Source organism: Streptomyces sp. HP-A2021 (assembly GCF_022807935.1).
Taxonomy (GTDB): domain Bacteria; phylum Actinomycetota; class Actinomycetes; order Streptomycetales; family Streptomycetaceae; genus Streptomyces; species Streptomyces afghaniensis.
Genome location: NZ_CP094344.1, coordinates 4,481,674 through 4,506,975 on the forward strand (window position 1 = coordinate 4,481,674; position 25,302 = coordinate 4,506,975).

A 25,302-nucleotide genomic window follows, 5' to 3' on the forward strand; every position below is an offset into this window, starting at 1 on the left:
AACTTCACAAATTTCTGAAGGAACCGTACGTTCTGAAACATGACGAAGGCCATCACCGTCTCCGGACTGCACAAGTCCTTCGGACGGACGCACGCACTCGACGGGCTCGACCTGGAGGTCGCCTCCGGCGAGGTCCACGGCTTCCTCGGCCCCAACGGCTCGGGCAAGTCCACCACCATCCGGGTCCTGCTCGGCCTGCTGCGCGCCGACTCGGGCGCCGCACAGGTGCTGGGCCACGACCCCTGGACGGACGCGGTGGAGGCGCACCGCCGTATCGCCTACGTCCCCGGGGACGTGACGCTGTGGCGCAACCTCTCCGGCGGCGAGGTCATCGACCTGTACGGCAGGCTGCGCGGCGGGCTGGACCCCCGGCGCCGGGCGGAGCTGATCGAGCGGTTCGAGCTCGACCCCACCAAGAAGGGCCGCACCTACTCCAAGGGCAACCGGCAGAAGGTCGCCCTGGTCGCCGCGTTCGCCTCGGACGTCGACCTGCTGATCCTGGACGAGCCGACCTCGGGCCTGGACCCGCTGATGGAGGAAGTCTTCCAGCGCTGTGTGGCCGAGGAGCGCGACCGGGGCCGCACGATCCTGCTCTCCTCCCACATCCTGAGCGAGGTCGAGGAGCTGTGCGACCGGGTGAGCATCATCCGCAAGGGCCGCACGGTCGAGAGCGGTTCGCTCGCCGACCTGCGCCACCTGACCCGTACCAGTGTCGTCGCCGAACTCGCGGGCCCGCCCAACGGGCTGGCGAACCTGCCCGGCGTCCACGACCTCGACGTACAGGGGCGCCGGGTCCGGCTCCAGGTCGACACCGACGAGCTGGACGCCGTCCTGCGGTCCCTGAGCGAGTCGGGCGTGCGGTCACTGACGTCCACGCCGCCGACGCTGGAGGAACTGTTCCTGCGGCACTACCAGGACGAGGCGGCTGCCTGATGACGACCTTCGCGCTTCGGGCGAGGCCCGGCAGCTCACGCCAGCTGGCCGGGACGGGCACGCTGCTGCGGTTCGCCCTGCGCCGCGACCGGCTGATGATGCCGGTGTGGATCGCGGTGAACGCCCTGATGGTCCTCTCCATGCCGAACACCCTGGAGAGCCTCTACGGCACCCCGGCCGAACGCGCCGACCTGATCCGGCAGATGGGGACCAACTCCTCGCTGCGCGCGATGGTCGGCCCGGTCTTCGGCGACTCGCTGGGCGCCCTGACGGCCTGGCGGGTCGGCGTCTACGCGGGCGCCCTGGCCGCCGTGATGAGCCTGCTGGTCGTCGTCCGGCACACCCGGGACGAGGAGGAGAGCGGCCGTCAGGAGCTGGTGGCGTCCGGGACGGTGGGCCGCCGGGCCTCCCTGACGGCGGCGCTGCTGGCGGCGGCGGTCGCGAACGGGGTACTCGCGCTGCTGCTCACCGCCGGCCTGGCCGGCCAGGGTACGACCGGGGCACTGGCCCTGGGCCTCGGCATCGCCGGAGTGGGGATGGTCTTCGCCACGATGGCGGCGATCGTCGCCCAGCTCACGGAGAGCGCGCGGCTGGCGCGTGGTCTGACGGCGGCGGTGCTGGGCGCCGCGTTCGTGCTGCGCGCGGCGGGCGACTCGGCGACGGACGACGGCTCGTCCGTCCTGACGTGGGTGTCGCCGCTGGGCTGGCTGGAGAACCTGCGCCCGTACGCGGACGAACGCTGGTGGGTGCTGGCGCTGCTCGCCGGTGCTGTCCTGCTCCAGGGCGCGGTGGCGTACGGGCTGGCCGGCCGCCGGGACATCGGCATGAGCTTCCTGCCCACCCGGCCCGGCCCGGCGACCGGGCGCCTGGGCAGCGCGGGGGCGCTGGCCTGGCGGTTGCAGCGGGGCAGCGTGCTGGGCTGGAGCATCGGTTTCCTCCTCGCCGGGGTCGTCTACGGCGGCATGACCGAGGGCGCGGCCGACCTGGTCGGCGACAACGAGAACGCCCGGCGGATCTTCGAGCGGATGGGCGGCCGGTCCGGCCTGACGGACACGTTCCTGGCCTCGATGACCGGCATGCTCGGCCTGGTCGCGGCGCTGTACATCGTGGCGTCGGTGCTCCGCCCGCACGGCGAGGAGACCTCCGGCCGGGCGGAACCGGTGCTGGCGAACGCGGTCGGGCGACTGCGGTGGGCCGCGGGCCACCTGCTGATCGCCTTCGGCGGTTCGGCGCTCATCATGCTCCTGGCCGGCCTCGGCCTGGCGGCCGGCTACGGCAAGGAGACCGGCCCGATCCTGGGGGCGTGCCTGGTGCAGCTGCCGGCGATCTGGGTGATCGGCGGGGTGGCGGTGCTGCTGCACGGGGTGCTGCCCCGCGCAGCCGCGGCGGCATGGGGCGTGGCCGGGACGGCCCTGCTGATCGGCTGGGTCGGCCCCGCACTGGACGTCCCGCAGGCGGTGCTGGACGTCTCGCCGTTCGGGCATCTGCCGAAGCTGCCGGGCGGATCCATGGAGTGGGGGCCGGTGGTGGTGCTGACCGGGCTGGCCGTGGTGCTGGTGGCGGCGGGGCTGGCGGGGTTGCGCAGGCGGGACATGACCACGTGATCAGTCGACGTACTGCTTGATCAGCCGTGATCCCTCCACTTGATCAGCAGTGATCACCCCACCTCGACCGGCAGCCCCTCCAACCCCCGGATCACGAAGTTCGGCTTGCGTGCGGGCTCGGCGGCCGGTCGCAGCGTCGGTGCCCGCTCCAGCAACGCCCCCATCGACGCCGCCAGTTCGATACGGGCCAGGGGGGCGCCGATGCAGTAGTGGATGCCGGCGCTGAAGGAGATGTGGGGGTTGTCCGGGCGGGTCAGGTCCAGGGCGGACGGGTTCTCGAACACCGTCGGGTCGTGGTTGGCGGAGCCGAAGAGCAGGGCGACCTCCGCGCCGCGGGGGATCGTCGTACCGTCGAGTTCGATCTCGTCCAGGACCCAGCGCTCGAAGAGCTGGAGCGGGGTGTCATAGCGCATGAGTTCCTCGACGGCGGAGGGGATCAGCGTGTGGTCCGCGCGCAGCAGCTCCAGCTGGGCCGGGTTGCGGAACAGGGCGTACCAGCCGTTCACCGTGGCGTTCACCGTGGCCTCGTGGCCGGCGTTGAGGAGGAGGACCGCCGTCGAGATCATCTCCTGCTCGGTGAGGCGGTCGCCCTCGTCGTGGGCCGCGATCAGGCCCGAGATCAGGTCCTCGCCGGGCTCCTTGCGGCGGGCCGCGATCAGTTCGCGCAGGTAGTCGGAGAACTCCACCGACGCCCTGACCGCCTTCGCCGCCGTCTCCTCGGTCGGGTTCAGCTCGTACATTCCGCAGATGTCCGCCGACCAGGGGCGCAGCGGGGCCCGGTCGGACTCCGGGATGCCGAGCATCTCGGCGATCACCGCCACCGGGAGGGGCTCGGCGACGTCCTTCAGCAGGTCGCCGCCGCCCGCTGCGACCAGGGCCGAGGCGAGCTGCTCCGCCAAACCCCGCACATACGGCTTCAGCCGCTCCACCGTGCGCGGTGTGAACGCCTTCGACACCAGGCGCCGGATCCGGGTGTGGTCCGGCGGCTCCAGGTCGAGCATCCCGTGGTCGTTGAGCGTGTGGAACGGCTCCTGCTCCGGCGGGGGCGGCGTGCGGCCGAACTCCTCGTGGGTGAACCGGTGCTGGTACGTCCGGCCCAGGCGCCGGTCGCGCAGCAGCGCCGAGACGTCCGCGTGCTGCGGGACGAGCCACTGGTTCGTGGGCTCGTAGTAGTGCACCCGGCCCCGCGCACGCAGCTCGGCGTAGGCGGGGTACGGGTCGGCGAGGAACGCCGGGTCCCACGGGTCGAACGCGAGGTCGGAAGCAGCTGCCATGGACGGACGCTAGCTCCACATCCCCCTGTCTGACCAGGGACGACCAAGATCGTTAAGCTGGGCGGGCCGCCTGAGCGGCATCTGACTTCTCAAGGAAAGAACGTCATGACACAGCAGCGAGCCAAGCTCCGCACCCGCGTCCCCGCCCGTCTGGCCGCCTCGGCCGTGCTGGCCCTGTCGCTGACCGCCGGCGCGGTCGCGACCACCGCCCCGGCCGCCACCGCCGCCGAGATGCCGTGCAAGCCGCGCGTCTACTACTACGTCTACAAGAGCAGCGGCGTGAACTTCCGCACGGGCCCCGGCACCGGCTACAAGTCCAAGGGCATCCTCCACAAGGACGACTGGGGCAAGAAGGTCGGCACCAAGGGCTCCTGGATCAAGCTGAAGCTGGGCCAGAAGTCCAAGAGCGGCCTGGCCAAGGGCACCACCGGCTGGGTCTCCAAGTCGTACGTGAGCGACTGCACGCCGATGCAGCTGGACTGATCCGGCCCGTCGCCCCCGGCCCGCGGGCCTGCGGGGCGACACCCCGGCTAGCCGGGCGTCACCAGCCGCGCCTCGTACGCGAACACCGCCGCTTGCGTCCGGTCCCTGAGCCCCAGCTTCACCAGGATCCGGCTGACATGCGTCTTGATCGTCGACTCGGCGACCACCAGCCGCTCGGCGATCTCCGCGTTCGACAGGCCCTGCGCGATGAGGACCAGCACCTCCGTCTCCCGGTCGGTGAGGTCGCCGTACGCCGCCTGCGCGGAGGGCATGAGGCGCGGGGTCTCGGAGAGCTTGGAGAACTCGGTGATCAGCCGCCTGGTCACCGACGGGGCCAGGAGGGCCTCACCGGCGGCCACGACCCGCACCCCGTCGGCGAGCTGCCGGGCCGAGGCGTCCTTGAGGAGGAACCCGGAGGCCCCCGCGCGCAGCGCCTGGTAGACGTACTCGTCGAGGTCGAAGGTGGTGAGCACCAGCACCTTGGCCGCTCCGTCGGCGGCGACGATCTCGCGGGTCGCCTCGATGCCGTTCAGCTCGGGCATGCGGATGTCCATCAGCACGACGTCCGGGGCGAGCTCGCGGACCTTCGCCACGGCTTCCCGGCCGTTCACCGCCTCGCCGACGACCTCGATGTCCGGCATCGCGTTCAGCAGGACCGAGAAGCCCTCGCGCACCATCATCTGGTCGTCCGCGATCAGCACGCGAATGGTCATGCGTCGTCCTCGTCCGGCAGGGCGACCGGCAGGAACACCGCCACCTCGTAACCTCCGTCGTCCGTGCCGCCCGCCGTCATCCCGCCGTTCAGCATCGTCACACGCTCCCGCATGCCCGTGATGCCGTGCCCGGCGCCCGGCGAGGGCTTGATCAGGCTGGGGTTGGGCGGCGGGCCGTTGACTATGCGCAGGCCCAGGCCGCCGAGTACGTACCCGATCTCGACGCGGGCACTCGCACCCGGTGCGTGCCGCAGCGTGTTGCTCAGGGCCTCCTGCACGATCCGGTACGCCGACAGCTCCACACCCTGCGGCAGCTCGCGCACCGCGCCGGTCACCACCTTCTCGACGCCCAGACCGGCCTCCCGCACATTGGCCAGCAGCCCCTCCAGGTCGGCGAGCGTGGGCTGCGGGGCGTCCGGCGCCTCGTAGTCCTCGGCGCGGACGACGCCCAGGACGCGGCGCAGCTCGGTCAGGGCCGCCACCGCGTTCTCCCTGATCGTGGCGAAGGCCTTCTCCAGCTCCGGCGGCGGGTTCTCCACCCGGTAGGGCGCGGCCTCCGCCTGGATGGCGACCACCGACATGTGGTGGGCGACCACGTCGTGCAGTTCGCGGGCGATCGTCGTGCGCTCCTCCAGCAGCGTGCGGCGGGAGCGCTCGTGCGCGGTGACCGTCTGCTGCGCGGTGACCTCCTGCTCCGCGTGCCGGCGGATGTGCCAGACGGTGACGGCGAGGAGGACGAACGCGGAGACGACGAGCATGGGGCCGGTGTTGGTGCCGTAACGGCCCGCCGAGCCGAAGAGCGTCTCCGCGAGGATGCCGTAGACCGCGGTCAGCGCCCACATCCAGGCGGCCGTGCGCGGCCTGGTGCGGATGGCCACGACCGTCAGCACCGTCAGGTGGCAGGCGAAGCTGCCCGGCAGCCACGGCCAGCCGCCCCACTGGTCACCGAACGGGAGGGCCAGCGGGGTGGCGGCCATGGACACCCAGAACGCACCGACCGGCCGGGCCATGGTCAGCAGGATCGGGATCACGGCGAGCAGGCCGAGCGCCAGGGCCATGCCCTGGTCGACCGTGGCGATGGCCAGGGTGAGCAGGGCTGCCGCGCAGATCACGGCGTGCGGCGTGAAGGCCGCGTACTCCCGCAGGCGGCCTGGCAGCCTCCTGGTCAGCGGGCCGTCGACGCGCATGCGCGGCAGCAGACGGTAGGCGAAGGCGTCGTGGAGGAGGTCCTGTCGCAGCCCGCGCAGGGCGTCCACGGCCAGCCGGTACTCCGGGCTGCGGGGCTTGTCCTCGCCCGCCGGCGGCGTGATCTGCGGATGAGTCGTCTCGGTCACGTACAGAACGGTATGCGCCCTCCGGGGCGTGGTCGTCCCCAGTGAGAGGGGTTCCACAGCGTCCTTCTCAGGTACTACGGGGCCCCGGGGCCCTCCCTCAGTACCCCGCCGGCCGGACCAGCCCCGACTCGTACGCGAACACCGCCGCCTGCGTCCGGTCCCTCAGACCCAGCTTCACCAGGATCCGGCCCACATGGGTCTTCACCGTCTGCTCGGCGACGAACAGGTGCTTGGAGATCTCCGCGTTCGACAGGCCCTGCGCGATCAGGGCGAGCACCTCCGTCTCGCGCTCGGTCAGGTCACCGATCCGTTCCTTGAGAGGGGCGCGGGGCCGGTCGTCCAGCCGGGAGAACTCGGCGATCAGCTTGCGGGTGATGACCGGGGCGAGCAGCGCGTCGCCGGCCGCGATCACCCGGACCGCCTCGGCGAGCTGCTCCGACGACGCGTCCTTGAGCAGGAACCCGGAGGCTCCGGCGCGCAACGCGTCGTACACGTACTCGTCGAGGTCGAAGGTGGTGAGCACCAGCACCTTGATGTCCGGGTTGGCGGTCGTGATGCGCTCGGTGGCCTCGATGCCGCCGATCCCGGGCATGCGGATGTCCATGAGGACGACGTCCGGGGCGGTCTCGGCGGCCCTCGCGACACCGCCCTCTCCGTCCTTCGCGTCGCCGACGACCTCTATGTCGGGCTGGGTGCCGAGCAGCACGGTGAAGCCCTGCCGGACCATCGCCTGGTCGTCGACGATGAGAACCCGGATGGGTCGGCCGGAGCTGCTCGTCATGAGGTCCTTCCCCGGGGATCGGTGGTGTTCTCGGTGGAGCGGGCGGTGCCCGGGGCGTCGGCGGGCGGGACGTCCGGGAGGAACGCGGTGACCTTGAAGCCGTCCCAGTGCCACGGGTGCGCCGTCATGGTGCCGCCGAGCATCGCGACCCGCTCCCGCATGCCGAGCAGTCCGTGTCCCGCTCCCGTCGACGGCGGTGCGGGTCCGGTCGGCCGGCCGTTGACGACCTCCACCTCCAGCCCGTCCGGCTGATACGTGAGACGGACCGTGGCTCTCGCGCCGGGCGCGTGCCGCAGGACGTTGCTCAGCGCCTCCTGCACGATCCGGTACGCGGACAGCTCCACGCCGGGCGGCAGCGGCCGCCGCTCGCCGTTGATCTCGGTGATGACCTCGCGGCCGGCGGCCCGGGTGTTCTCCACCAGCGCGTCGAGCCGGTCGAGGGTGGGCTGCGGGGCGTGGCCGGCGATGCCGCCGTCCGGGCCGGCGGGCTCCCCCGGCCCGGGGTGCTCCGAGCGCAGCACGCCCAGCACGCGGCGCAGCTCGGTCAGCGCCTCCAGGGCGTTCTCCCGGATGCCGGCGAGGTTCTCCTTGAGCTCGTCGGGCGGGTTCTCCACCAGGTGCGGGGCGACCTGCGCCTGGATGGAGATGACCGACATGTGGTGGGCCACCACGTCGTGCAGCTCCCGGGCTATGCGGCTGCGCTCCTCCAGCAGGGTGCGCCGGGTGCGCTCCTCGGCGGTGAGCGTGGTCTGCTCGACGAGTTGCGCACGGGCCTCGCGGCGGCCGCGCAGGGCTGTGCCGACGACCACGACGACGGTGAACAGGGTGACCGCGAGCACCCCGGTGGGCGAATAGCCGCCCGCGCCCAGCAGCCCCTGGATGACGTAGGTGACGAGCACGGTCAGCGCGAGCGCCTCGACGGACACCCGGGTCCGCACCCGCAGGGCGAGCAGCAACAGCACCGCCATGTGTCCGATGATCCCCGCCGACGTCCAGGGCCAGGTGAAGTCGGGGGCGCCACCGGCCAGCAGCTGGCGACGCACCTCCAGGGCGCACAGCACCATGGCCGTCGTCGAGAGCCACCACGCCGGGATGGGCCGCCACAGCGAGAGCACCACGGCACCGCCCTGCGCCAGCCCGAGCAGGAAGGCGATCTGCGGGCCCACCCCTCCGTTGTCGCCGAGCTGCGCCATCCCGCCGAGGGCGACCCCGAACGCGACCAGGCACAGCACGCCATGGGGAAACCAGCGCAACCACACGGAGGGCGGCAGCGGATCCGCCCGGACCGTCCACAGGTCCTCGCGCAGCACCCGCCGCCAGCTCTCGACGCGCGCCCGCAGCGCGCGGCCCACCCCCGTGTCCGTCACGCGCCCCAGCCTAGACATGGCGTGCTTCCATCGCTGTCCCCCGGTCGGACGGACGGTGCGCCCGCACCACCCGCGACCTGCGGCCCCGGCCGCCCGCGCCCTGCTCGAAGAACCGGAAGGCGGCCCAGCACACGGCGAGGGCCAGCGCGAACACGGGCAGCCAGAGCAGCCGGGCCCCGACCCAGCCGAGGCTGTCGGGCGGCGTGTGCAGGCCCGGGAGGTGCCCCGCGAGGAGGCCGGTGGCCGTCGTGGCCATCAGAGCCGTCTGGTGCCACAGGAAGACGGTCATCGCGGCGAGGTTGACGAGGGCCACCGCCGCCCACGCCACGGGCCGGCGCATCGCCCGCCGCAGCCGCTCGCGCAGCAGCAGGGCGAGACCGCACTGGGCCAGCCCGAAGGTGACGACGGCCAGCGTCGGCGGGTCCAGGTTGGACATGCCCTCGCCCGGGACGCCGACCATCGACGCCGGATAACCCGCCCACGCGACGAGCCCCGCGGTCGCCGCCGCACCGCCGGCCAGCAGGACCCAGCCCGCGTGGCGGCGCTCCAGCTCGCCCCGGGTCCAGGCCGCGCCCAGCGTGTAGGGCACCAGCCAGCCCGCCGCCACGTTCACCCAGCCCAGCCAGGAAGGGCCGCCGAGGCCGAAGCGCAGCAGGTCCACATGCAGGACGACGGCCAGCGGCCAGAGCGGGTGGAGCCGGGTCAGCAGCGGGGTCGCCGCCGTCAGGGCCGCGAACACCACGAGGAACCACAGCGGGGACAGGGCCAGCTTCACCAGCGTCCGGACCGTCCCGAACTCGGCGCCCGACAGCAGCAGGGCGAGCGCGGCGATTGTCCACAGGGTGAGGACGGCGGCGACCGGTGCGAACAGCCGGGTCAGCCGGGCCGTCAGCCAGTGGTGGTACGGGATGCCACGGGCCCGGGCCGAGGCCAGGCCGCGGGTCGCGACATGCCCGCCGACCAGGAAGAACACGGCGAGCGTCTGGAACATCCAGGAGACGGGCGTCAGCCAGGGCATGCGCTGGAGGGGGCTCGCCGTGCGCAGGGTGCCGCTGTCGGCGACCAGGGCCGTGACCAGCCAGTGCCCGAGGACGACGCCGAGGACCGCGGCGGCGCGCAGGGCGTCCACGGCCCGGTCACGGTCGGCCGGGGTGGCCGCGGCGACGCGTTCGGCGCCGCGGCGCACCGCATGCCGGACACCTCGCACTCCGAGTACTTCGCGTACTCCGACGTCAGTCATGGGTCACCGCCTTGGTCTCGCCCAGGACGATCCGGGTCAGGTTGGTCAGGGAGGTCGAGCCGGGTCTGAAGTAGTCGCTGTGGCCGCCGTCGCCGGCCGCGAAGACCCGGGCGCCGAAGGCCGGGGAGACGGGATCGGTGCCGAAGCCGACGGTGGTGCCGAACAGGTCCGCGCTGAGGTGCGGGATGTTCTCCACCCAGTCGTCGCCACCGCGGGCCGCCCAGACGCGGGCGCGGGTGTGCAGGGCGGCCACGGAGTCCGCGCCGGTGCCGGGGCTGCCGACGAACACGATGTCGTCGACGGCGAGCCCGGCGGCGGCCCGGCCGCAGACGACCGAGCCGTACGAGTGGCACAGCAACGAGATGCGCGGTGCGCCGCCCGCTATGGCACGCAGGTCGGCGACGAGCGCGCGCAGCCGCGGCGCCGCCTGCTCCGCCCTGCCGGTCGTGGTGACCGTCGCGCTCACCGTGCCCGGCGTCTCGTAGCCCAGCCAGGCCACGACCGCCGTGCGCGTGCCCGCGGGGGCCTGCCGGACGAGCTGCCCGTACAGGGCGGCGGCTGCCGCGTGGAACCGGCCGTAGGTGTCGAGGCTCGTGTCGGAGCCGGGGACCAGGACGGCGATGCGGTCGGCGCGGGCGAGGTCGCCCAGGACCTCCGCCACCCGGCCGGAGCCCCGGCCGTCGAAACGGAGGAGGTGGCGGGCCGGGGCGGCCAGCTGACGGTCCGTCGCGGCCCGGTCCCGGTCGTGGTGGGCGGCGGCCATGCGGGCCGCTTCGGCGGCGTTGGCACGGTTGGCCGCGTACGCCTCGTCGAGCGTCGACGCGCTGAGGGGTGCGAGGGACGCGGGGGCCGGAGCGGGGATCTCGGGGCGTCCCGCCGCGGAGAGGGGGAACACCACCGCACCCGCGATGAGGGCGGCGAGTGCGGCACGACGCCATCGGTGGGCGCGGCGCCGAGCACCTTCATCCAAGCGGTACTCGGCCGCGAACCCCATGGTCGTCCCCCTCCGCGCACCCGGCCATCGGGTCCGTACGGAAGGGAAGTTACGGATCGGGACTCGTCGTTCGCGTCACACCGGGGAGCTCACTTGCGGCCTGGCTCTCAGGTACTACGGGTATGACCTAAGGGGGAGGCTCGCTCACCACGCCAGTTGCGCGATCTCCTCTACCACCACCGCGCACGCGTCCGCCGCCGGGTCGATGAGCGGGAAGTGCCCCACGTCCTCCAGCAGCGTCACTCCCACCATCTCCCCGGCCTTCGCCGCCGCGTCCGCGTACGACTCGGCGACCGCCTGCGGCACGGTGAGATCCGTGCGGCCCTGGACGAGGGTGGTGGCGATGCCGGTGGGCAGCAACAGCGCCGGGTCCGCGTACGGCTGCCGCTCGGCGAAGTGCTCGTCCCCGCCCAGGAGTTGCCGTACGGCCCCGCCGCACACGTCCAGCTTGTCGGCGACCGCGAGGTTCGCGATCGGAGCGAGGGCGACCACGCCGCGCAGGGCCGTCGGGCTGTCGCTGCGCCAGGGCGAGCCGGCCGGCAGGACGTGCCGGGACGCGGCCCACAGCGCGAGGTGCCCGCCCGCCGAGTGACCGGTGAGGACCGTACGGCGCGGGTCGGCCTGCGGCAGCAGCTCCCGGACGAGCCCGGGAAGGGCGTCCAGCGCCGCCGCGACGTCGTCGAACGTGTCGGGCCAGCGCCCCGCGACGGAGTCGTCGTCACCACCGCGCCGGTACTCGGCGCTGGCCACGGCGAACCCGCGCCGGGCGAGGAAGTCCGCGAACGGGCTGATGTGACGCCGGTCGTAGGGCGCCCGCCAGGCACCGCCGTGCAGCACGAGGACGACCGGGGCGGGCCCGCCCGGGCCGCCCTGCGCGCGCGGGGCGTAGAAGTCGATCACCTGGTCGGGGTGGTCGCCGTAGGCGGCGGTGGCGTCGGGGGCGACGGGCGCGTGGGAGAACGCCGACTTCTCCTCGGCGGCGGCCCGTGCTGCTGCGACGTCGTCCGTCATGCTCCAACCTCTCAGCGATCAAACGTAGATGGCGGACCAGGCGGGGGTCCGGCCGTTGGCCGGGACGGTATCAGGCGCGTGACATGCGCGGACACGGGGATGTCACGCTGGGTGAAGACCGAAACGGCCCCCGCGGCGGCAGGGGCCGTTCGTCACGGGGAACTCATCCCAGCGTCTGAGCCAGCACCCGCGCCGCCCGCTCCACGTCGGCGAAGCCCACGTACAGCGGTGTGAAGCCGAAGCGCAGTACGTCCGGCGCCCGGAAGTCGCCGACCACCCCCTGCTCGACGAGCCGTTTCATCACGTCACCGGCGTCGTCACAGCGCAGGGCGATCTGGCTGCCCCGCTCCGCGTGCGGCACCGGCGTCAGGCACTCGACCCTGCCCTCGGGCACGTACTCCGCCACGCACTCCAGGAAGAAGTCCGTCAGCGCGAGCGACTTGGCCCGCACCGCCTCGACCGGCACCCCGTCCCACACCTCCAGGGCCGCCTCCAGGGCGAGCATGGAGAGGATGTCCGGCGTGCCGACCCGGCCGCGCAGGGCGCCGGGGGCCGGCTCGTACCCGCTGCGCATCCCGAACGGCTCGGCGTGGGAGTTCCAGCCGGGCAGCGGGGAGTCGAAGCGGTCCTGAAGCTCCCGGCGCACGTACAGGTACGCCGGTGAACCCGGACCGCCGTTCAGGTACTTGTAGGTGCAGCCGACCGCGAGGTCCACGCCGTGCTCGTCCAGCCCCACCGGCAGCGCGCCCGCGCTGTGGCACAGGTCCCAGACGGCGTACGCCCCCGCCCCGTGCGCGGCGGCCGTCAGCGCCGGCAGGTCGTGCAGCCGGCCGGTGCGGTAGTCGACGTGGTTGAGGAGCACGGCGGCGGTACGGTCGCCCAGCGCGCCCGGCACGTCCGCCGGTGCCACCGGCCGCAGCGTGCAGCCGGTCATCCGGGCGGCGGACTCGGCGATGTACCCGTCGGTCGGGAAGGTCGTGGCGTCGACGAGGATCTCGTCGCGGCCCTCCCCGGCCATCCGCACCGCCCCCACAAGTGCCTTGAAGACATTGACACTCGTCGAGTCGCCCACCACGATCTGGCCCGGCGCCGCCCCGACCAGCGGGGCGATCCGGTCACCGATCCGCTCGGGCGCCGTCCACCAGCCGCTCTCCTCCCAGGACCGGATGCGCAGCTCGCCCCACTGGCGGCGCACGACGTCCTCGACCCGCCCGGGGACGACGGCCGGCAGCGCGCCGAGCGAGTTGCCGTCGAGGTACACCACGTCGTCGAGAACGAAGGCGTCCCGCTTGCCGCGCAACTCGTCGGCGGCGTCCAGCTTCTCCGCGCGCATCGCGAGTTCAGACATAGGACCGCGCCGTCCACAGCTCGGGGAACACGTGCTTCTGCGCCCGCTTCTCCAGCCAGGCCACTCCGGCGGAGCCTCCCGTGCCGGTCTTGGCGCCCATCGCGCGGCGGGTGGCGACGAGGTGGTCGTTGCGCCAGCGCCACACCAGCTCGGCGACATCCGTCAGCGCCTCGCCGAGCCGGGCGAGGTCGCCGCTCTCGTCACCCGAGTAGACGGCCGTCCAGGCGGCCTCCACCTCCTGGGACGGCTCGTAGCGGAGCGACACGTCACGCCCCAGCACGGCCTGGGGGATGTCGTACCCGCGCCGCGCGAGCAGCCGCACCACCTCGTCGTACAGGCTCGGCTCGTGCAGCGCCTTCTCCAGCTCGGCGTGCACACGCGGCGCGCCCCGGTGCGGGACGAGCATCGACGCGGACTTGTCGCCGAGCAGGAACTCCATCCGCCGGTACATCGCCGACTGGAACCCGGAGCCCTCGCCGAGGGCGGACCGGTACGAGTTGAACTGGGCCGGCGTGAGCTGGCCGAGCGGCTTCCAGGAGGCGTTGAGCGCCTCCAGCTCGCGCACGGACCTCTTCAGCGCGGCGGTCGCGGTGGGGACGTCGTCGCGGCGCAGCGCGTGTGCCGCCGTCTCCCACTCGTGGACGATGACGGTGAACCACAGCTCCATCACCTGGGTCGTGACCAGGAAGACCATCTCTCCGGGGTCGTCGGAGAGGGTGTGCTGGAGGTGGGTGAGCACGTCCGCCTTGACGTAGTCCTCGTAGGGCGTCGTGCCGTGGAAATCGAGATGCGGGGTCTCGGGCTCGTGAGCCTCGTGGGACATCGCTGTCTCCTGCTTTGTAACTCCGGGTAGCGGTCCGCCCCTGCCGATGCCGGCACGGGGGCCCCGGTCCCCACGGGCATACTCCGCAATCGTCCCCCGAAACCGCAAGGCCCGCCCGCTCGGCGGACGGACCTCACGCACACGGACCGCCGTCAGCCCAGGACCTGCGCCGCCTCCGGCGAGGAGTCCTTGAGGAACTGGGAGCAGCGCTCGTACTCCTCCTGCTCGCCGATCGCCTGTGCGGCACGGGCGAGGGCGTGCAGGGCACGCAGGAAGCCGCGGTTCGGCTCGTGCTCCCACGGGACGGGGCCGTGGCCCTTCCAGCCGTTGCGGCGCAGCGCGTCGAGGCCGCGGTGGTAGCCCGTACGGGCGTACGCGTACGACTCGACGGTCGCGCCCCGCTCGAACGCCTCGTCGGCGAGCTGCGCCCAGGCGAGCGAGGAGGTGGGGTGCGCGGCGGCGACGTCGACCGGCGCGGTACCCGACGCGAGCATTTCCCGTGGCCCGGGGTCGTCGGGGAGGTGGGTCGGGGGCGGGCCCCCGAGGAGGTTCTCGTGAATGGACATGGGTCAAGTCTGCCGCAGCCGTGAGCTGCGGGCAGTCGTGCCTCCCTCAGTGCTTTGAAGGCCTGGGAGGTACCCCCGGGGCGGCACGGGTGGGCGCAGCGGCAGCCCGCCCCGCCGGCTGCGCAACGCCCCCGGCCTCAGCACCAACCTCCCGGGCCCCTACGACAACCGCTTCCGCACCGGCTCCCCCTCCAGCGGCGGTGCCGTCACGCCCCCGTGCCTCAGACACTCCGGCCGCTTGCAGCCCGGCGGCGGCCTCCGTACGACCGCCGCCGCGACGACCGCCCCCACCACCAACGCCCCCGCACACCACGCCATCGCCTTTCCGAAGGCGACGTCGAACGCCTCCGGCTCCCGGTACGCCTCCTCCCCCATCCCCGCCAGCAACGGCAGCGCCGCCACCGCCACCAGCCCCGCCGCCCTGGCCGCCGCGTTGTTGATCCCGCTGGCCAGCCCCGCCCGGGCCACGTCCACCGACCCCAGCACGGTCGCCGTCAGCGGCGCCACCAGCGTGACCATGCCCAGCCCGAGCACCATCAGCGCCGGCAGCACATCGGCCACGTACGACGCCCCGGGCCCGACCCGCAGCATCAGCAGCATCCCGGCCGCGCACAGCAGCGGCCCCACCGTCAGCGGGATCCGCGGTCCGATCCGGTCAGCCAGTTCCCCGGACCGCGCGGACAGCAGCAGCATCAGCACGGTCGTGGGCAGCAGCGCCGTACCGGCGGCGAGGGCCGAGTAGCCCACGACCACCTGGAGCTGGAGCGCGGCGAGGAAGAAGAAACCGCCGAGGGCCGCGTACACGCACAGCGTGACGAGGTTGACGGCCGTGAACTGGCGGGACGCGAAGATGTCGGTCGGCATCATCGGATCGGGCCGGCGCCGCTCGACGACCACGAACGCGACGGCCGCGGTCAGCCCGGCCACCGCCGAGACCGCCACCACCGCACCGTCCCCGCCGGCCTCGATCAGCGCGTAGGTCACCAGCGCGAGCGCCAGCGCCCCCAGCACGGCTCCGAGCACGTCGAACCGCCCGTGCACCCGCTGGTCCCCCGACTCGGGCACGTGCCGCAAGGCGACCGGCACGCACAGCAGCGCCAGCGGAACGTTCAGCAGGAACACCCACCGCCAGCCCGGCCCGTCCACCAGCCAGCCGCCGACGAAGGGCCCGACCGCCGCCCCGACCCCGCCGAAGCCGGACCACAGGCCCACCGCGCGGCCCCGGTCGTCGGGGTGGAAGGACGCCTGGATCAGCGCCAGCGACCCCGGTGTGAGCAGGGCGCCGCCCACCCCTTGCAGGGCACGCGCGGCGATCAGCACCCCGGCGTTCGGCGCGATCCCGCACAGCAGGGACGCCACCGCGAACCACACCACGCCGACGACGAACACCTTCCGGCGCCCGAAACGGTCGCCCAGCGCACCGCCCAGCAGGATCAGCCCGGCCAGCGTGACCATGTACGCGTTGACGGTCCACTGCAGGGCGGCCAGGTCCGCGTCGAGGTCACGGCCGATGCGGGGCAGCGCGATGTTGACCACGGTCGAGTCCAGCAGGGCCATGCTGGAGCCGAGGACGGTGGTGAGCAGGATCCACCGGCCCTGGGGCGAGGCGATCCGCACATCGGGCATGCAGGGAGCATACGGAAGAGCCCGGCACCAGGAGAGGTGCCGGGCTCGAACGCGTGGACCGAACCGGACTTACTTGATCTTGGTGCCGGTCGAGCGGAGGTGGCCGCAGGCCTCGACGACGCGCTGGGACATGGAGGCCTCGGCCAGCTTGCCCCAGGTGCGCGGGTCGTAGGTCTTCTTGGAGCCGACCTCGCCGTCGACCTTCAGGACACCGTCGTAGTTGCGGAACATGTGGTCCGCGACCGGACGCGTGAAGGCGTACTGCGTGTCCGTGTCGATGTTCATCTTGACCACGCCGTTCTCCAGCGCGGTGCGGATCTCCTCCTCCGAGGAGCCCGAGCCGCCGTGGAAGACGAAGTCGAACGGGGAGGCCTTGCCGAACTTCGCGGCGACGCCCTCGTTCAGCTCCTTCAGCAGGTCGGGACGGAGGACGACGTTGCCCGGCTTGTACACGCCGTGCACGTTGCCGAAGGACGCGGCGAGCAGGTAGCGGCCCTTCTCGCCCAGGCCCAGGGCCTCGGCGGTGCGGATCGCGTCGTCGACCGTGGTGTAGAGGGAGTCGTTGATCTCGTGGGAGACACCGTCCTCCTCGCCACCGGTCGGGGTGATCTCCACCTCGAGGATGATCTTCGCGGCGCGGGCCTGCTCCAGCAGCTCCTGCGCGATGGAGAGGTTGTCGGCGAGGGTCTCGGCGGAGCCGTCCCACATGTGGGACTGGAACAGGGGGGCCAGACCGGCGTCGACGCGCTTCTTGGAGAGCGCCAGCAGCGGGCGTACGTACCCGTCGAGCTTGTCCTTCGGGCAGTGGTCCGTGTGCAGCGCGATGTTCACCGGGTACTTCTCGGCGACGATGTGCGCGAACTCGGCCAGGGCGACCGCGCCGGTCACCATGTCCTTGCTGTACTGGCCGCCCAGGAACTCGGCGCCACCCGTGGAGATCTGGACGATGCCGTCGCTCTCCGCCTCGGCGAAACCGCGCAGTGCCGCGTGCAGGGTCTGGGTGGAGGTCACGTTGATGGCCGGGTAGGCGAACTTTCCTGCCTTCGCCCGGTCCAGCATCTCGTTGTAGACCTCGGGAGTTGCGATGGGCATGCGTCCGCTCCTTGTATCTGCGGGTTGGCGTACTGCGTTGTCGGCCCTGACCTAGACCTTGGGGTGCGACGTCATCGTCGGCCCCATCTTTCCAGACTTGGCCGGAAGGTCCAGGCCACCGTCCACGCCCTGGTCAGTCGAGGCCCAGCTCGTCCTTCGAGAAGGCGAAGAGGTACGGCACCCCGGCGCCCTCCTGGATCTTCTCCGCGGCGCCGGTCGCCCGGTCGACGATGGTCGCGACGGCGACGACCTCGGCCCCGGCCTCACGCACGGCCTCGACGGCGGTGAGCGGGGAGCCGCCGGTGGTGGAGGTGTCCTCGACGACCAGCACCCGGCGGCCCGCGATGTCCGGGCCCTCGACACGCCGCTGCAGGCCGTGCGCCTTGGCGGCCTTCCGTACGACGAAGGCGTCCAGGCGCTGCCCGCGCGCGGCGGCGGCGTGCAGCATCGCGGCGGCGACCGGATCGGCGCCCATGGTGAGCCCGCCCACCGCGTCGAACTCCAGCTCGGCGGTCAGGTCGAGCAGCACCTGCCCGACCAGCGGCGCGGCCTCGCCGTCGAGGGTGATGCGCCGGAGATCGACGTAGTAGTCGGCCTCCAGACCCGACGACAGGGTCACCTTGCCGTGCACCACGGCCTTGTCCTTGATCTGCTGCAGCAGCGCGCCGCGTACATCCGTCATGCCGCCCAGCTTAGAGGCGGCGCCAGCTCCAGGTCGTGCTGGCCTCCAGCGGCTCCAGGGGCGTGACCAGGCGCGGCGCGGTGTTGAGCCCGTTGGGCGGGCCGGTCTGCGGCTCCACGCACACGGCCGCGTCCTGCTCGTCGTAGACGACGACCCACTCCTGGCGGCTGGTCACCTTCAGCTCCAGCTGCCCGGGCCAGGTGAGGGTCACGTCGACGCCGCCGGGCATCCCGAAGCAGTCGTCCCAGGGGCCGGGCTTCGGCTCGACGCGGTTGCCGGTGGGCAGGTGGTCGTCGCCGCGCTCCTCCTGCCACGCCGGGTCGAAGTCGAGTGTCACGTCCTCGCCGCCGAGGTTCCGGTTGAACCACGGGTGCCAGCCGATCTGCGCCGGGAACGACGACTCGTACGTCTCCACGGACATGGTCAGCGTGAGCGCGTCCTCGGTGAGGGCGACGACCTGGGTGACGCGGCCCGGGTGGGGCCAGGGGTCGACGAGCTCGTAGGTGATGACGGCCTCGGCCGTGCTCGTGCGGGCGGTGCGCCAGGCGCCGTCGCGGGCGGTGCCGTGGATGGCGTGGGGCGGGGCGTTGAGGGGCATCTGCCGCACGGCGGCGCCGTCCAGGAACCGCCCGTCCCGGATCCGTCCGCACCAGGGCACCATCGGGAAGCAGCCGAACCGCTGCCCCTGCCGGAGCAGCTCCACGCCGCCGATCCGCAGCCCTCCGACCCGGCCGCCGTTGCCCGGCTGCACGGTCACCTCCGCGTCGCCCGCGGTCAGCGTGATGTCTTCGTCACTCACGGGTCGACCCTACTGGGGTGATCAAGAGGGCCTCACGTGGTGCGGGGCGTTTTCAGCGGCGTCGGCGCAGGGCCCGGACCGCCACGACGGCCGACGCCAGCGCGAGTGCCGCGGCGGGGGCCGCCCAGCGCAGCGGGGCCGAGGGCATCACGGTCTGCGGCGCGGGCACCGGCGCGTACCGCCCGCGCGGCGGCGCGTGATCGACCTCCTCGGCACTCCGCCCGATCATCGTCCGCCGCGCATGCGCCGCCTCGGCGATGTCCTCGTCGTCTTCGTCGTCCATGTCGTCCTCGTCCGTGGGCCCGAGCGAAGACGGCGGAACATCGGCGCCGAAGGTGGTGGGGGCTCGGGGGCAGGGGCGGGGGGTTCGTCGGCGGGGGCGGAGGCGGAAGCGTCGTCGCCGGGGGCGGGGGCAGGGGGCGCGTCGTCCGCGTCCGGGGTCGTTTCGTAGTCGGTCGTGGCGCGGGGTTCGAAGTCCTGGGTGGCGATGGGCGCGGTCGGGTCCGGGGCTGCCGCGGCCAGGTGTTCCGCGAAACGGTTCAGCAGGCGGGTGACGGCGCCCTCGACCGCATCGGCCGGGAGGTCCTTGATCCGTCCGTCCCCGGCGGCCGTACCGTCGAACACGACCGTCGTGCCGTCCTCCGCGTCCCGCAGGGCGATCCGCAGGGCCAGCTTCACCGAGCCGGTGCCGCGGGCCTCGATGGCGTCGCCCTCGACGGCGTACGCCCCGTCGTCCCCCATGGACACCCGTACGGCACCCCGGTACGTGACCGAGTGGCTGCCGACCCGGATCTTCAGCCGCCCGGCGACTGGCTCGGCGCCGGCGTCCTGCTGGAGCCCCGGAACCGCCCGGGCGACCCGCGCGGGGTCGTCCAGCACCTCCCTGAGCCGCTCGGCCGGAACCGGAACGAACACCTCGTGCTCCATGTGGACGGACTCTACCCAGCACGCGCCGAAACGCACCCCCGCCTTCGGGATTCCCCCTGATCCGCCCCCCGCCAGGCGTATCCTCCGCGCCCGCATCCGCCTCACCAGGCCGTCCCGGCCCGCTCAGTAGCGCGGATGCACCAGCGTCGACGCGGGCAGCCCCGCGATCCGCGTGGCCCGCGCCGCCCGCTCCCCCGCCGCGAGGGACGCGTCGTCGACGACGTACGGGCGCGGGCCGTCCGGGTCGAGGCGCGGCCGCGCCTCCGTACGGGCGGCCAGGACGAAACCCCAGTCCCGGGGTGCCCGGGAGCGGTCGGTGGGTGTGCGGTCGGGGCCGACGGCGAAACCGGCGTGTCGGCCGCCCGTGCCGTACGGGGCGGTGCGGAAACCGGCCGCGCGCAGGGTCGCGTCCACCGTCCAGAACACCCGCGGGCTGGACGCGACGGGCCCGGCGTGCACCACGAGCCGGCCGCCGGGGGCGAGCACCCGCCGCGCGAGGCCGTAGAACTCCTGCGAGTACAGCTTCGTACTCGCCGTGATGCCCGGGTCCGGCAGATCCGAGAGGACCACGTCGTACGCCCCCGGGGGCGCTCCGCGCAGCCAGCCGAAGGCGTCCTGCGTGGTCACGCGCACGCGCGGGTCGCCGAACGCGTGCCTGTTCAGCGCCGACAGGGCCGGGTCGGTGCGGGCCAGCCGCACCACCTCCTCGTCGAGTTCGACGACGTCGACCCGTTCCACCCGGGGATGCCGCAGCACCTCGCGTGCCGCCAGTCCGTCACCGCCGCCGAGGATCAGCACGCGCGCGTGCGGCCCGGTCATGGCCGGGTGGACGAGGGCCTCGTGGTAGCGCAGTTCGTCGCGTCCGCTGACCCGCAGCCGGCCGTCGAGGAACAGGTCGAGGGGCCGGCCGTCCGTACCGCCGGCGAGGACCACCTCCTGTACGCCGGTCTGGAGCGCCACGCGTACGTCGCCGCCGTACACCGCCTGCCGCGCGGCCCGTTCGAAGTCGTCGACGAGGACGGCGGCCGAGGCGAGGACCGCCAGCACGAGCGCGTTGGCGGCCAGCAGCAGCCAGCGGGCGCGCCGGGTCAGGTCCCGGCGGAACAGGCCGAGGACCAGCGCGCCCCCGACGACCGCGTTGACGGCGCCGGTGAGCAGCGCGCCGGTCAGCTGGCCGAGGAACGGCAGCAGCAGGAAGGGGAAGGCGAGTCCGCCGACGAGCGCACCGACGTAGTCCGCGGCGAACAGGTCGGCCACCGCGCCGCCCGCGTCCTGACGGCGGATGCGCTGGATCAGCTCCATCAGCAGCGGGACCTCGGCGCCGATGAGCAGCCCGGTCGCGAGGGAGAAGGCGACCAGGAGGCAGCGCGGCCCGCTGGCCCACATCCCGCCCCAGTCGCCGGTCCAGGCGAAGACCGCGTACAGGGCCATCGCGCTGCACCCGCCGACGAGGGCGAGGGTCGCCTCGACCGCGCCGAAGCCGGCCGCGGCGAGCCCGCGCAGCCGCTTCGCGGCGAGGGAGCCGATGCCCATCGCGAAGACCATGACGGACAGCACGACGGACGCCTGGGTGACGGAGTCGCCCATCAAGTACGAGGCGAGCGCGACGAGTTCCAGCTCGTACACCAGTCCGCAGGCCGCGCAGACGAACACGCCCGCGAGGACCAGGAACCGTCCGGTGCCGGGCCGGACGGGCAGCCGCGCCGGGCCGCCGGGGCCGGCCGGGGCGCTCCAGGGCGGCGGGGAACCGGGCGGGGCGGGCGCGTGCGGCTCGATCACGCTGCGACGTTACGTCACGCCTCGACTGCGGTTCGTCACCCACACGTGTGGTGCTGGTTTACAGAGGGCCGATCACGGTGCGAGATCGGGTTCGCCGCGTGCGTGCCATGTGGGCGGAGATTCAGTTGGCGGTGGCCGCCGCCGGCATCCGTACGCCCACCTTCGTGCGGGTCGCGACCAACTGGCCGTCCTGCGGGTACGCGTGCCAGGTCCGCCAGTGCACCTGGCCCTCGTGGTACTGGGCCAGCAGTGCCGTGAAGGCGTGCGGGCTGCCGGGGAAGACGCCGGCCAGACCCTGCGGGTGGTCGGAGACGAGGGCCAGCAACTCCTGGGCGCGGCCGGCGAAGGAGCCTGGCGAGAGGACCTCGACCCGGGCCGCGAACTCGTACTCCCAGTCGCCCACCCGCTTGGCGACGCCGAGCGGGAGCGGAGTGCTGCTGCCCGGGATGCACGCCACCGTCTCCGAGCAGATGCCCCGCTCCTCCTCCAGCAGGACCTGGTGGGACGCGCCGAGAAGTCGCAACTGAAGTTTGACGCCCGCCAGTTCGAGGTCCAGCGTGGCCAGTGCGGGAAGCGGCTCGCGCCCCAGGGCCCAGGCGAGATCGGCCGCGCGCGTGTCGGTGTAGGCGGTGTTCAGGGTCGTGAGCATGGATCGGCTCCGCAAGCACACAAGGAGAGGGAGATGGGTCCGCTGCACCCCGGTCGCACCGGGGGATTCGGCCCGGGGCAAACCGGTCGGCCGGTTTCGGGAAGGTGTCCGCAGAACGTCCGAGAGGCTGCGTTGGTGATTGAGAGGGAATCATGAACTGTCGCGCCGCAACAGCGTTTTTACCCAAGTTCGTAGGGTTTCCATCCCTCAGAGGGCTCCACAGCTCAACTGTTCAACTACGGCGTGCGCCGGTTGCGGGGAGGCGTGCGCCGGTGCGCCGTGACTCCCGCCTGGAGCGGGGACGGACGGGCGCCCGGGCCACGGACGGGCCCGTGAAGTGCCCGCTTGACGGGCGCAGTTGCCGCAGTCACGCCTCGCCGCGGCGCTCCATGGCAACAGTTGTCCTACAGGCATGCGAAGTTGCCAGAACGCACTCCGAGTCACCCGACAGAGGTTCGACTCTTCCACCGGACGGGAACCTCGGACTCCGTCCGCACGGGATCCCTGGTCCTGGGGCCGGCACGAGCCCCAGCGCCGGGCTCGGCGTGCTGCCCCCCCGGCCGCACGGCCCCGGACATTCGGGCCCGCACAGGCCCCCGGCCCTCCGCCGACACGAAGACTCGGGGCCTCAAGCGCGCACACGCCCCCAGACCTCCCGCCGACACGGAAACCCCGGACACCCCGCCGGCACTGAGACCCCGGACCTCAAGCCGCACACGCCCCCGGGCTTCCGGCCCGCACGGGCCCCGGGCCTCCGACCCGCGCGGGATCCAGGCCTCGGTCCCGCACCCGCCCCCGGCCCTCGGGCCCACACACCCTCGGCCCCCCGGCCGGCACAGAAACGCAACGCGGGGCCCGCCCCAGGTGCGGACCCCGCGTTCGGTGGTTGCGGCTTCCCCGTCGGGAGCGCGGCCGACGTGTGTCAGCTGCCTCCGCCGCCGCAGCCACCTCCTCCACCACCCCCACCGCAGGACGACCCGCCGCCGCAGGACGAGCCGCCGCCGCAGGAGTGTCCCCCGTGGTGTCCGCCGGACGAGCCGGAGTCTCCGCCCCCGGCCCACCAGCTGCCGCCGCTGTCGTGGCGCGACGACCCGGTGGACGCCCACCCCCCGCGACGGGCCGTCCGTCCGGATCCGCCGCTGCGGGCCTTCGATACCAGCGCCCCGACCAAAAGGACTCCGATCACCGCCAGGATGATGCCGACGACCATGGCGTCACCCTCCTTCCGTTTCCCCCGAAGCGGCCCCCCGTGGGCGCCTCGCTCTTGCGTGAACTGGGGATGCCCGCCCCTCGCACGCCCCAAAGCAGAGTTGAGGAACTCCAGAGCTTCGGCGGAGGATGGCCCGCATGACCTCCAGCGCGCGCCCCCTCCTCAACCGCCGGCTCGCCGAGTTCGGGACGACGATCTTCGCCGAGATGTCCGCCCTGGCCCTGAGCACCGGCGCCATCAACCTCGGGCAGGGCTTCCCCGACACCGACGGCCCCGAGGAGGTCAGGGAGGCCGCCGTGCGGGCGCTGCGGGACGGCCTCGGCAACCAGTACCCGCCGGGCCCCGGCGTCCCCGAGCTGCGTACCGCGATCGCCGCCCACCAGCAGCGGCGCTACGGACTGTCCTGCGACCCGGACAGGGAGGTGCTCGTCACCGCGGGCGCCACGGAGGCCATCGCCGCCTCGCTGCTCGCCCTGCTGGAGCCGGGTGACGAGGTGATCGCCCTCGAGCCGTACTACGACTCGTACGCGGCGTGCATCGCGATGGCGGGCGGGCGCCGGGTGCCGGTCACGCTCCGCCCGGACGACGACGGCTTCCGCCTGGACCTCGACGAGCTGCGGGACGCCGTCACCGACCGCACCCGGCTGCTGCTGATCAACACCCCGCACAACCCGACCGGCACGGTCCTCACCCGCGCGGAGCTGGCCGCGATCGCCGAGCTCGCGGTGGAGCGGGACCTGCTCGTGGTGACGGACGAGGTCTACGAGCACCTGGTCTTCGACGACGCCGAGCACGTGCCGCTGGCGACGTTCCCGGGGATGCGGGAGCGTACGGTCACCATTTCCAGCAGCGGCAAGACGTTCTCGTTCACCGGCTGGAAGGTCGGCTGGGTGACCGGCACCCAGGAACTCGTGACCGCCGTCCGGACGGCCAAGCAGTACCTGACCTATGTCAGCGCGGGCCCGTTCCAGTACGCGGTCGCCGAGGCGCTGCGCCTGCCGGACTCGTACTTCGACGGCTTCCGCGCCGACCTCCGCCGCAAGCGCGACCTGCTCGGCGACGGCCTGCGCACGGCCGGCTTCGAGGTCTACCAACCCAAGGGCACCTACTTCATCACCACCGACATCACCCCCTTCGGTGAGAAGGACGCCCACCGCTTCTGCCGCGCACTGCCCGAACGCTGCGGCGTCGTCGCCATCCCCAACTCCGTCTTCTACGACGACCCGGCCGCCGGCCGCAGCCAGGTCCGCTTCGCCTTCTGCAAGAGGGACGACGTTCTCCACGAGGCCGCCGTTCGGCTGCGGCGCCTGGCTTCGTGACATCACCTTCCCCTGCCGGCACGACCCGCCCAACGTCCGGCCAGAAGCGCGCCCGCATGATCGGGTAACAGGTTCTTCAAAGGTTCTTCATCACCTCCGGCCTACGGTCGGGCTGCCCGCCGCGCCCGCGGTCGGGCCCGACAGGAGGCGGGAGAACCGATGAGGACGAACCGGGTGCTGATGGCCGTGGTGACGGCGTCGGTCATGGCGATCACCCTGGCCGGCTGCGGCGGCGAGGGCGACGCTCCGAAGGTCCCCACGGCCGGCGGCGACAACGCGTCCGCGGGGTCCGGCAAGACGGCCGCCCCGGGCGGCGGCGACGACGTGGCCGCGTACGTGAGCGCCCAGCGGGAGTGGGTGAAGTGCCTGCGGGAGAACGGGGTCGACGCCCCCGACCCGGACGCCAAGGGGCAGGTCGACTTCGGCGACAACGCGGCGCTGAAGAAGGACACGAAGTTCCTGAACGCCTCCGAGAAGTGCGCCTCGCTCGTGGCGGCCGTCCCCGAGAGCCTGGAGAACGCCAACCAGCCCAAGCTCACCCCCCAGCAGATCAAGGTCAAGCGGGACTACGCCGACTGCATGCAGAAGAACGGCGCCCCCGACTTCCCCGATCCCGGCCCCGACGGGACCGCGCAGGGCTCCGAGTGGGACCAGACGTCGGCGGGGGCCAAGCGTGCCACCCGTGTCTGCGCTCCGATCATCGGCGACCCGGTGGACCAGCCCGAGGGCAAGGGCTGACGATGACGGA

22 protein-coding genes and 1 pseudogene are annotated in these 25,302 nt (G+C 73.0%); 5 read left to right on the forward strand and 18 right to left on the reverse strand.

Annotation, left to right across the window (positions count from 1 at the left end; genetic code table 11):
• Positions 1-39: 39 nt before the first annotated feature.
• Positions 40-933 (forward strand): ABC transporter ATP-binding protein, encoded by an 894-nt coding sequence (locus tag MQE23_RS20315; protein WP_020270361.1) that lies wholly within the window; start codon positions 40-42, stop codon positions 931-933.
• The gene (locus MQE23_RS20320) at positions 933-2,537 is read left to right on the forward strand and encodes an ABC transporter permease (protein ID WP_243379760.1); all 1,605 of its coding nucleotides are present in this window, start codon (positions 933-935) and stop codon (positions 2,535-2,537) included. The genes MQE23_RS20315 and MQE23_RS20320 overlap by 1 nt, the downstream gene beginning before the upstream one ends.
• Positions 2,538-2,590: 53 nt before the next feature.
• Here the strand turns inward: MQE23_RS20320 and MQE23_RS20325 are convergent, their stop codons facing one another.
• Positions 2,591-3,811 (reverse strand): cytochrome P450, encoded by a 1,221-nt coding sequence (locus MQE23_RS20325; protein ID WP_020270363.1) that lies wholly within the window; start codon positions 3,809-3,811, stop codon positions 2,591-2,593.
• 105 nt (positions 3,812-3,916) lie between these two features.
• Between MQE23_RS20325 and MQE23_RS20330 the strand changes: the two genes are divergently transcribed.
• On the forward strand, positions 3,917-4,294 hold the full coding sequence (locus MQE23_RS20330) for an SH3 domain-containing protein (RefSeq protein WP_243379762.1): 378 nt from the start codon (positions 3,917-3,919) through the stop codon (positions 4,292-4,294).
• Positions 4,295-4,341: 47 nt separating this feature from the next.
• On the opposite strand, the gene MQE23_RS20335 is transcribed toward MQE23_RS20330, so the two are convergent.
• The 17 genes and pseudogenes from MQE23_RS20335 to MQE23_RS20415 form a co-directional block, all read right to left on the reverse strand.
• Positions 4,342-5,007, reverse strand: coding sequence for a response regulator transcription factor (locus tag MQE23_RS20335; protein ID WP_020270365.1), 666 nt, complete (start codon positions 5,005-5,007; stop codon positions 4,342-4,344).
• The gene (locus MQE23_RS20340; RefSeq protein WP_020270366.1) at positions 5,004-6,341 is read right to left on the reverse strand and encodes a histidine kinase; all 1,338 of its coding nucleotides are present in this window, start codon (positions 6,339-6,341) and stop codon (positions 5,004-5,006) included. Before MQE23_RS20340 ends, MQE23_RS20335 begins: the two co-directional genes overlap by 4 nt.
• Before the next feature lie 97 nt (positions 6,342-6,438).
• Entirely contained in the window at positions 6,439-7,122 is a 684-nt protein-coding gene (locus MQE23_RS20345; RefSeq protein WP_243379763.1) for a response regulator transcription factor, read from the reverse strand.
• On the reverse strand, positions 7,119-8,507 hold the full coding sequence (locus MQE23_RS20350) for a sensor histidine kinase (RefSeq protein ID WP_243379764.1): 1,389 nt from the start codon (positions 8,505-8,507) through the stop codon (positions 7,119-7,121). The genes MQE23_RS20345 and MQE23_RS20350 overlap by 4 nt, the downstream gene beginning before the upstream one ends.
• Complete coding sequence (locus MQE23_RS20355; RefSeq protein ID WP_243379765.1) at positions 8,500-9,729, reverse strand: acyltransferase; 1,230 nt, start codon at positions 9,727-9,729, stop codon at positions 8,500-8,502. The genes MQE23_RS20350 and MQE23_RS20355 overlap by 8 nt, the downstream gene beginning before the upstream one ends.
• Entirely contained in the window at positions 9,722-10,723 is a 1,002-nt protein-coding gene (locus MQE23_RS20360) for an alpha/beta hydrolase (RefSeq protein WP_243379767.1), read from the reverse strand. The genes MQE23_RS20355 and MQE23_RS20360 overlap by 8 nt, the downstream gene beginning before the upstream one ends.
• 144 nt (positions 10,724-10,867) lie before the next feature.
• Positions 10,868-11,734 (reverse strand): alpha/beta hydrolase, encoded by an 867-nt coding sequence (locus MQE23_RS20365; RefSeq protein ID WP_020269563.1) that lies wholly within the window; start codon positions 11,732-11,734, stop codon positions 10,868-10,870.
• A gap of 163 nt (positions 11,735-11,897) precedes the next feature.
• Positions 11,898-13,082 carry a kynureninase gene (gene kynU / locus MQE23_RS20370; protein WP_037666746.1) on the reverse strand — a complete coding sequence of 395 codons (1,185 nt, stop codon included), beginning with the start codon at positions 13,080-13,082 and terminating at the stop codon, positions 11,898-11,900.
• Complete coding sequence (locus MQE23_RS20375) at positions 13,075-13,905, reverse strand: tryptophan 2,3-dioxygenase family protein (RefSeq protein ID WP_020269565.1); 831 nt, start codon at positions 13,903-13,905, stop codon at positions 13,075-13,077. The genes kynU and MQE23_RS20375 overlap by 8 nt, the downstream gene beginning before the upstream one ends.
• 152 nt (positions 13,906-14,057) lie before the next feature.
• Positions 14,058-14,471, reverse strand: coding sequence for a DUF3151 domain-containing protein (locus MQE23_RS20380; protein WP_010032064.1), 414 nt, complete (start codon positions 14,469-14,471; stop codon positions 14,058-14,060).
• 159 nt (positions 14,472-14,630) lie between these two features.
• Positions 14,631-16,097: an MFS transporter gene (locus tag MQE23_RS20385; RefSeq protein ID WP_243379768.1), complete on the reverse strand. Its 1,467-nt coding sequence runs from the start codon at positions 16,095-16,097 to the stop codon at positions 14,631-14,633.
• Between the two features lie 69 nt (positions 16,098-16,166).
• On the reverse strand, positions 16,167-17,189 hold the full coding sequence (gene fbaA / locus MQE23_RS20390) for a class II fructose-bisphosphate aldolase (RefSeq protein ID WP_243379769.1): 1,023 nt from the start codon (positions 17,187-17,189) through the stop codon (positions 16,167-16,169).
• A gap of 133 nt (positions 17,190-17,322) precedes the next feature.
• Positions 17,323-17,871: an orotate phosphoribosyltransferase gene (gene pyrE, locus MQE23_RS20395; protein WP_020269569.1), complete on the reverse strand. Its 549-nt coding sequence runs from the start codon at positions 17,869-17,871 to the stop codon at positions 17,323-17,325.
• Positions 17,872-17,881: 10 nt separating this feature from the next.
• Positions 17,882-18,670, reverse strand: coding sequence for an aldose 1-epimerase (locus MQE23_RS20400; RefSeq protein ID WP_243379770.1), 789 nt, complete (start codon positions 18,668-18,670; stop codon positions 17,882-17,884).
• 52 nt (positions 18,671-18,722) lie between these two features.
• Positions 18,723-19,597 (reverse strand): annotated as a pseudogene (locus MQE23_RS20405) (SRPBCC domain-containing protein).
• Between the two features lie 123 nt (positions 19,598-19,720).
• Positions 19,721-21,376 (reverse strand): polyamine aminopropyltransferase, encoded by a 1,656-nt coding sequence (locus MQE23_RS20410; RefSeq protein ID WP_243379771.1) that lies wholly within the window; start codon positions 21,374-21,376, stop codon positions 19,721-19,723.
• Positions 21,377-21,497: 121 nt separating this feature from the next.
• Positions 21,498-22,025: a DUF2617 family protein gene (locus tag MQE23_RS20415; protein WP_020269573.1), complete on the reverse strand. Its 528-nt coding sequence runs from the start codon at positions 22,023-22,025 to the stop codon at positions 21,498-21,500.
• 1,338 nt (positions 22,026-23,363) lie between these two features.
• Here MQE23_RS20415 and MQE23_RS20420 point away from each other — a divergent pair.
• Together MQE23_RS20420 and MQE23_RS20425 are read left to right on the forward strand one after the other, a co-directional pair.
• Positions 23,364-24,554: a pyridoxal phosphate-dependent aminotransferase gene (locus MQE23_RS20420; RefSeq protein WP_243379773.1), complete on the forward strand. Its 1,191-nt coding sequence runs from the start codon at positions 23,364-23,366 to the stop codon at positions 24,552-24,554.
• 159 nt (positions 24,555-24,713) lie between these two features.
• Positions 24,714-25,292 (forward strand): hypothetical protein, encoded by a 579-nt coding sequence (locus MQE23_RS20425; protein WP_243379774.1) that lies wholly within the window; start codon positions 24,714-24,716, stop codon positions 25,290-25,292.
• The last annotated feature ends 10 nt before the right edge of the window (positions 25,293-25,302 follow it).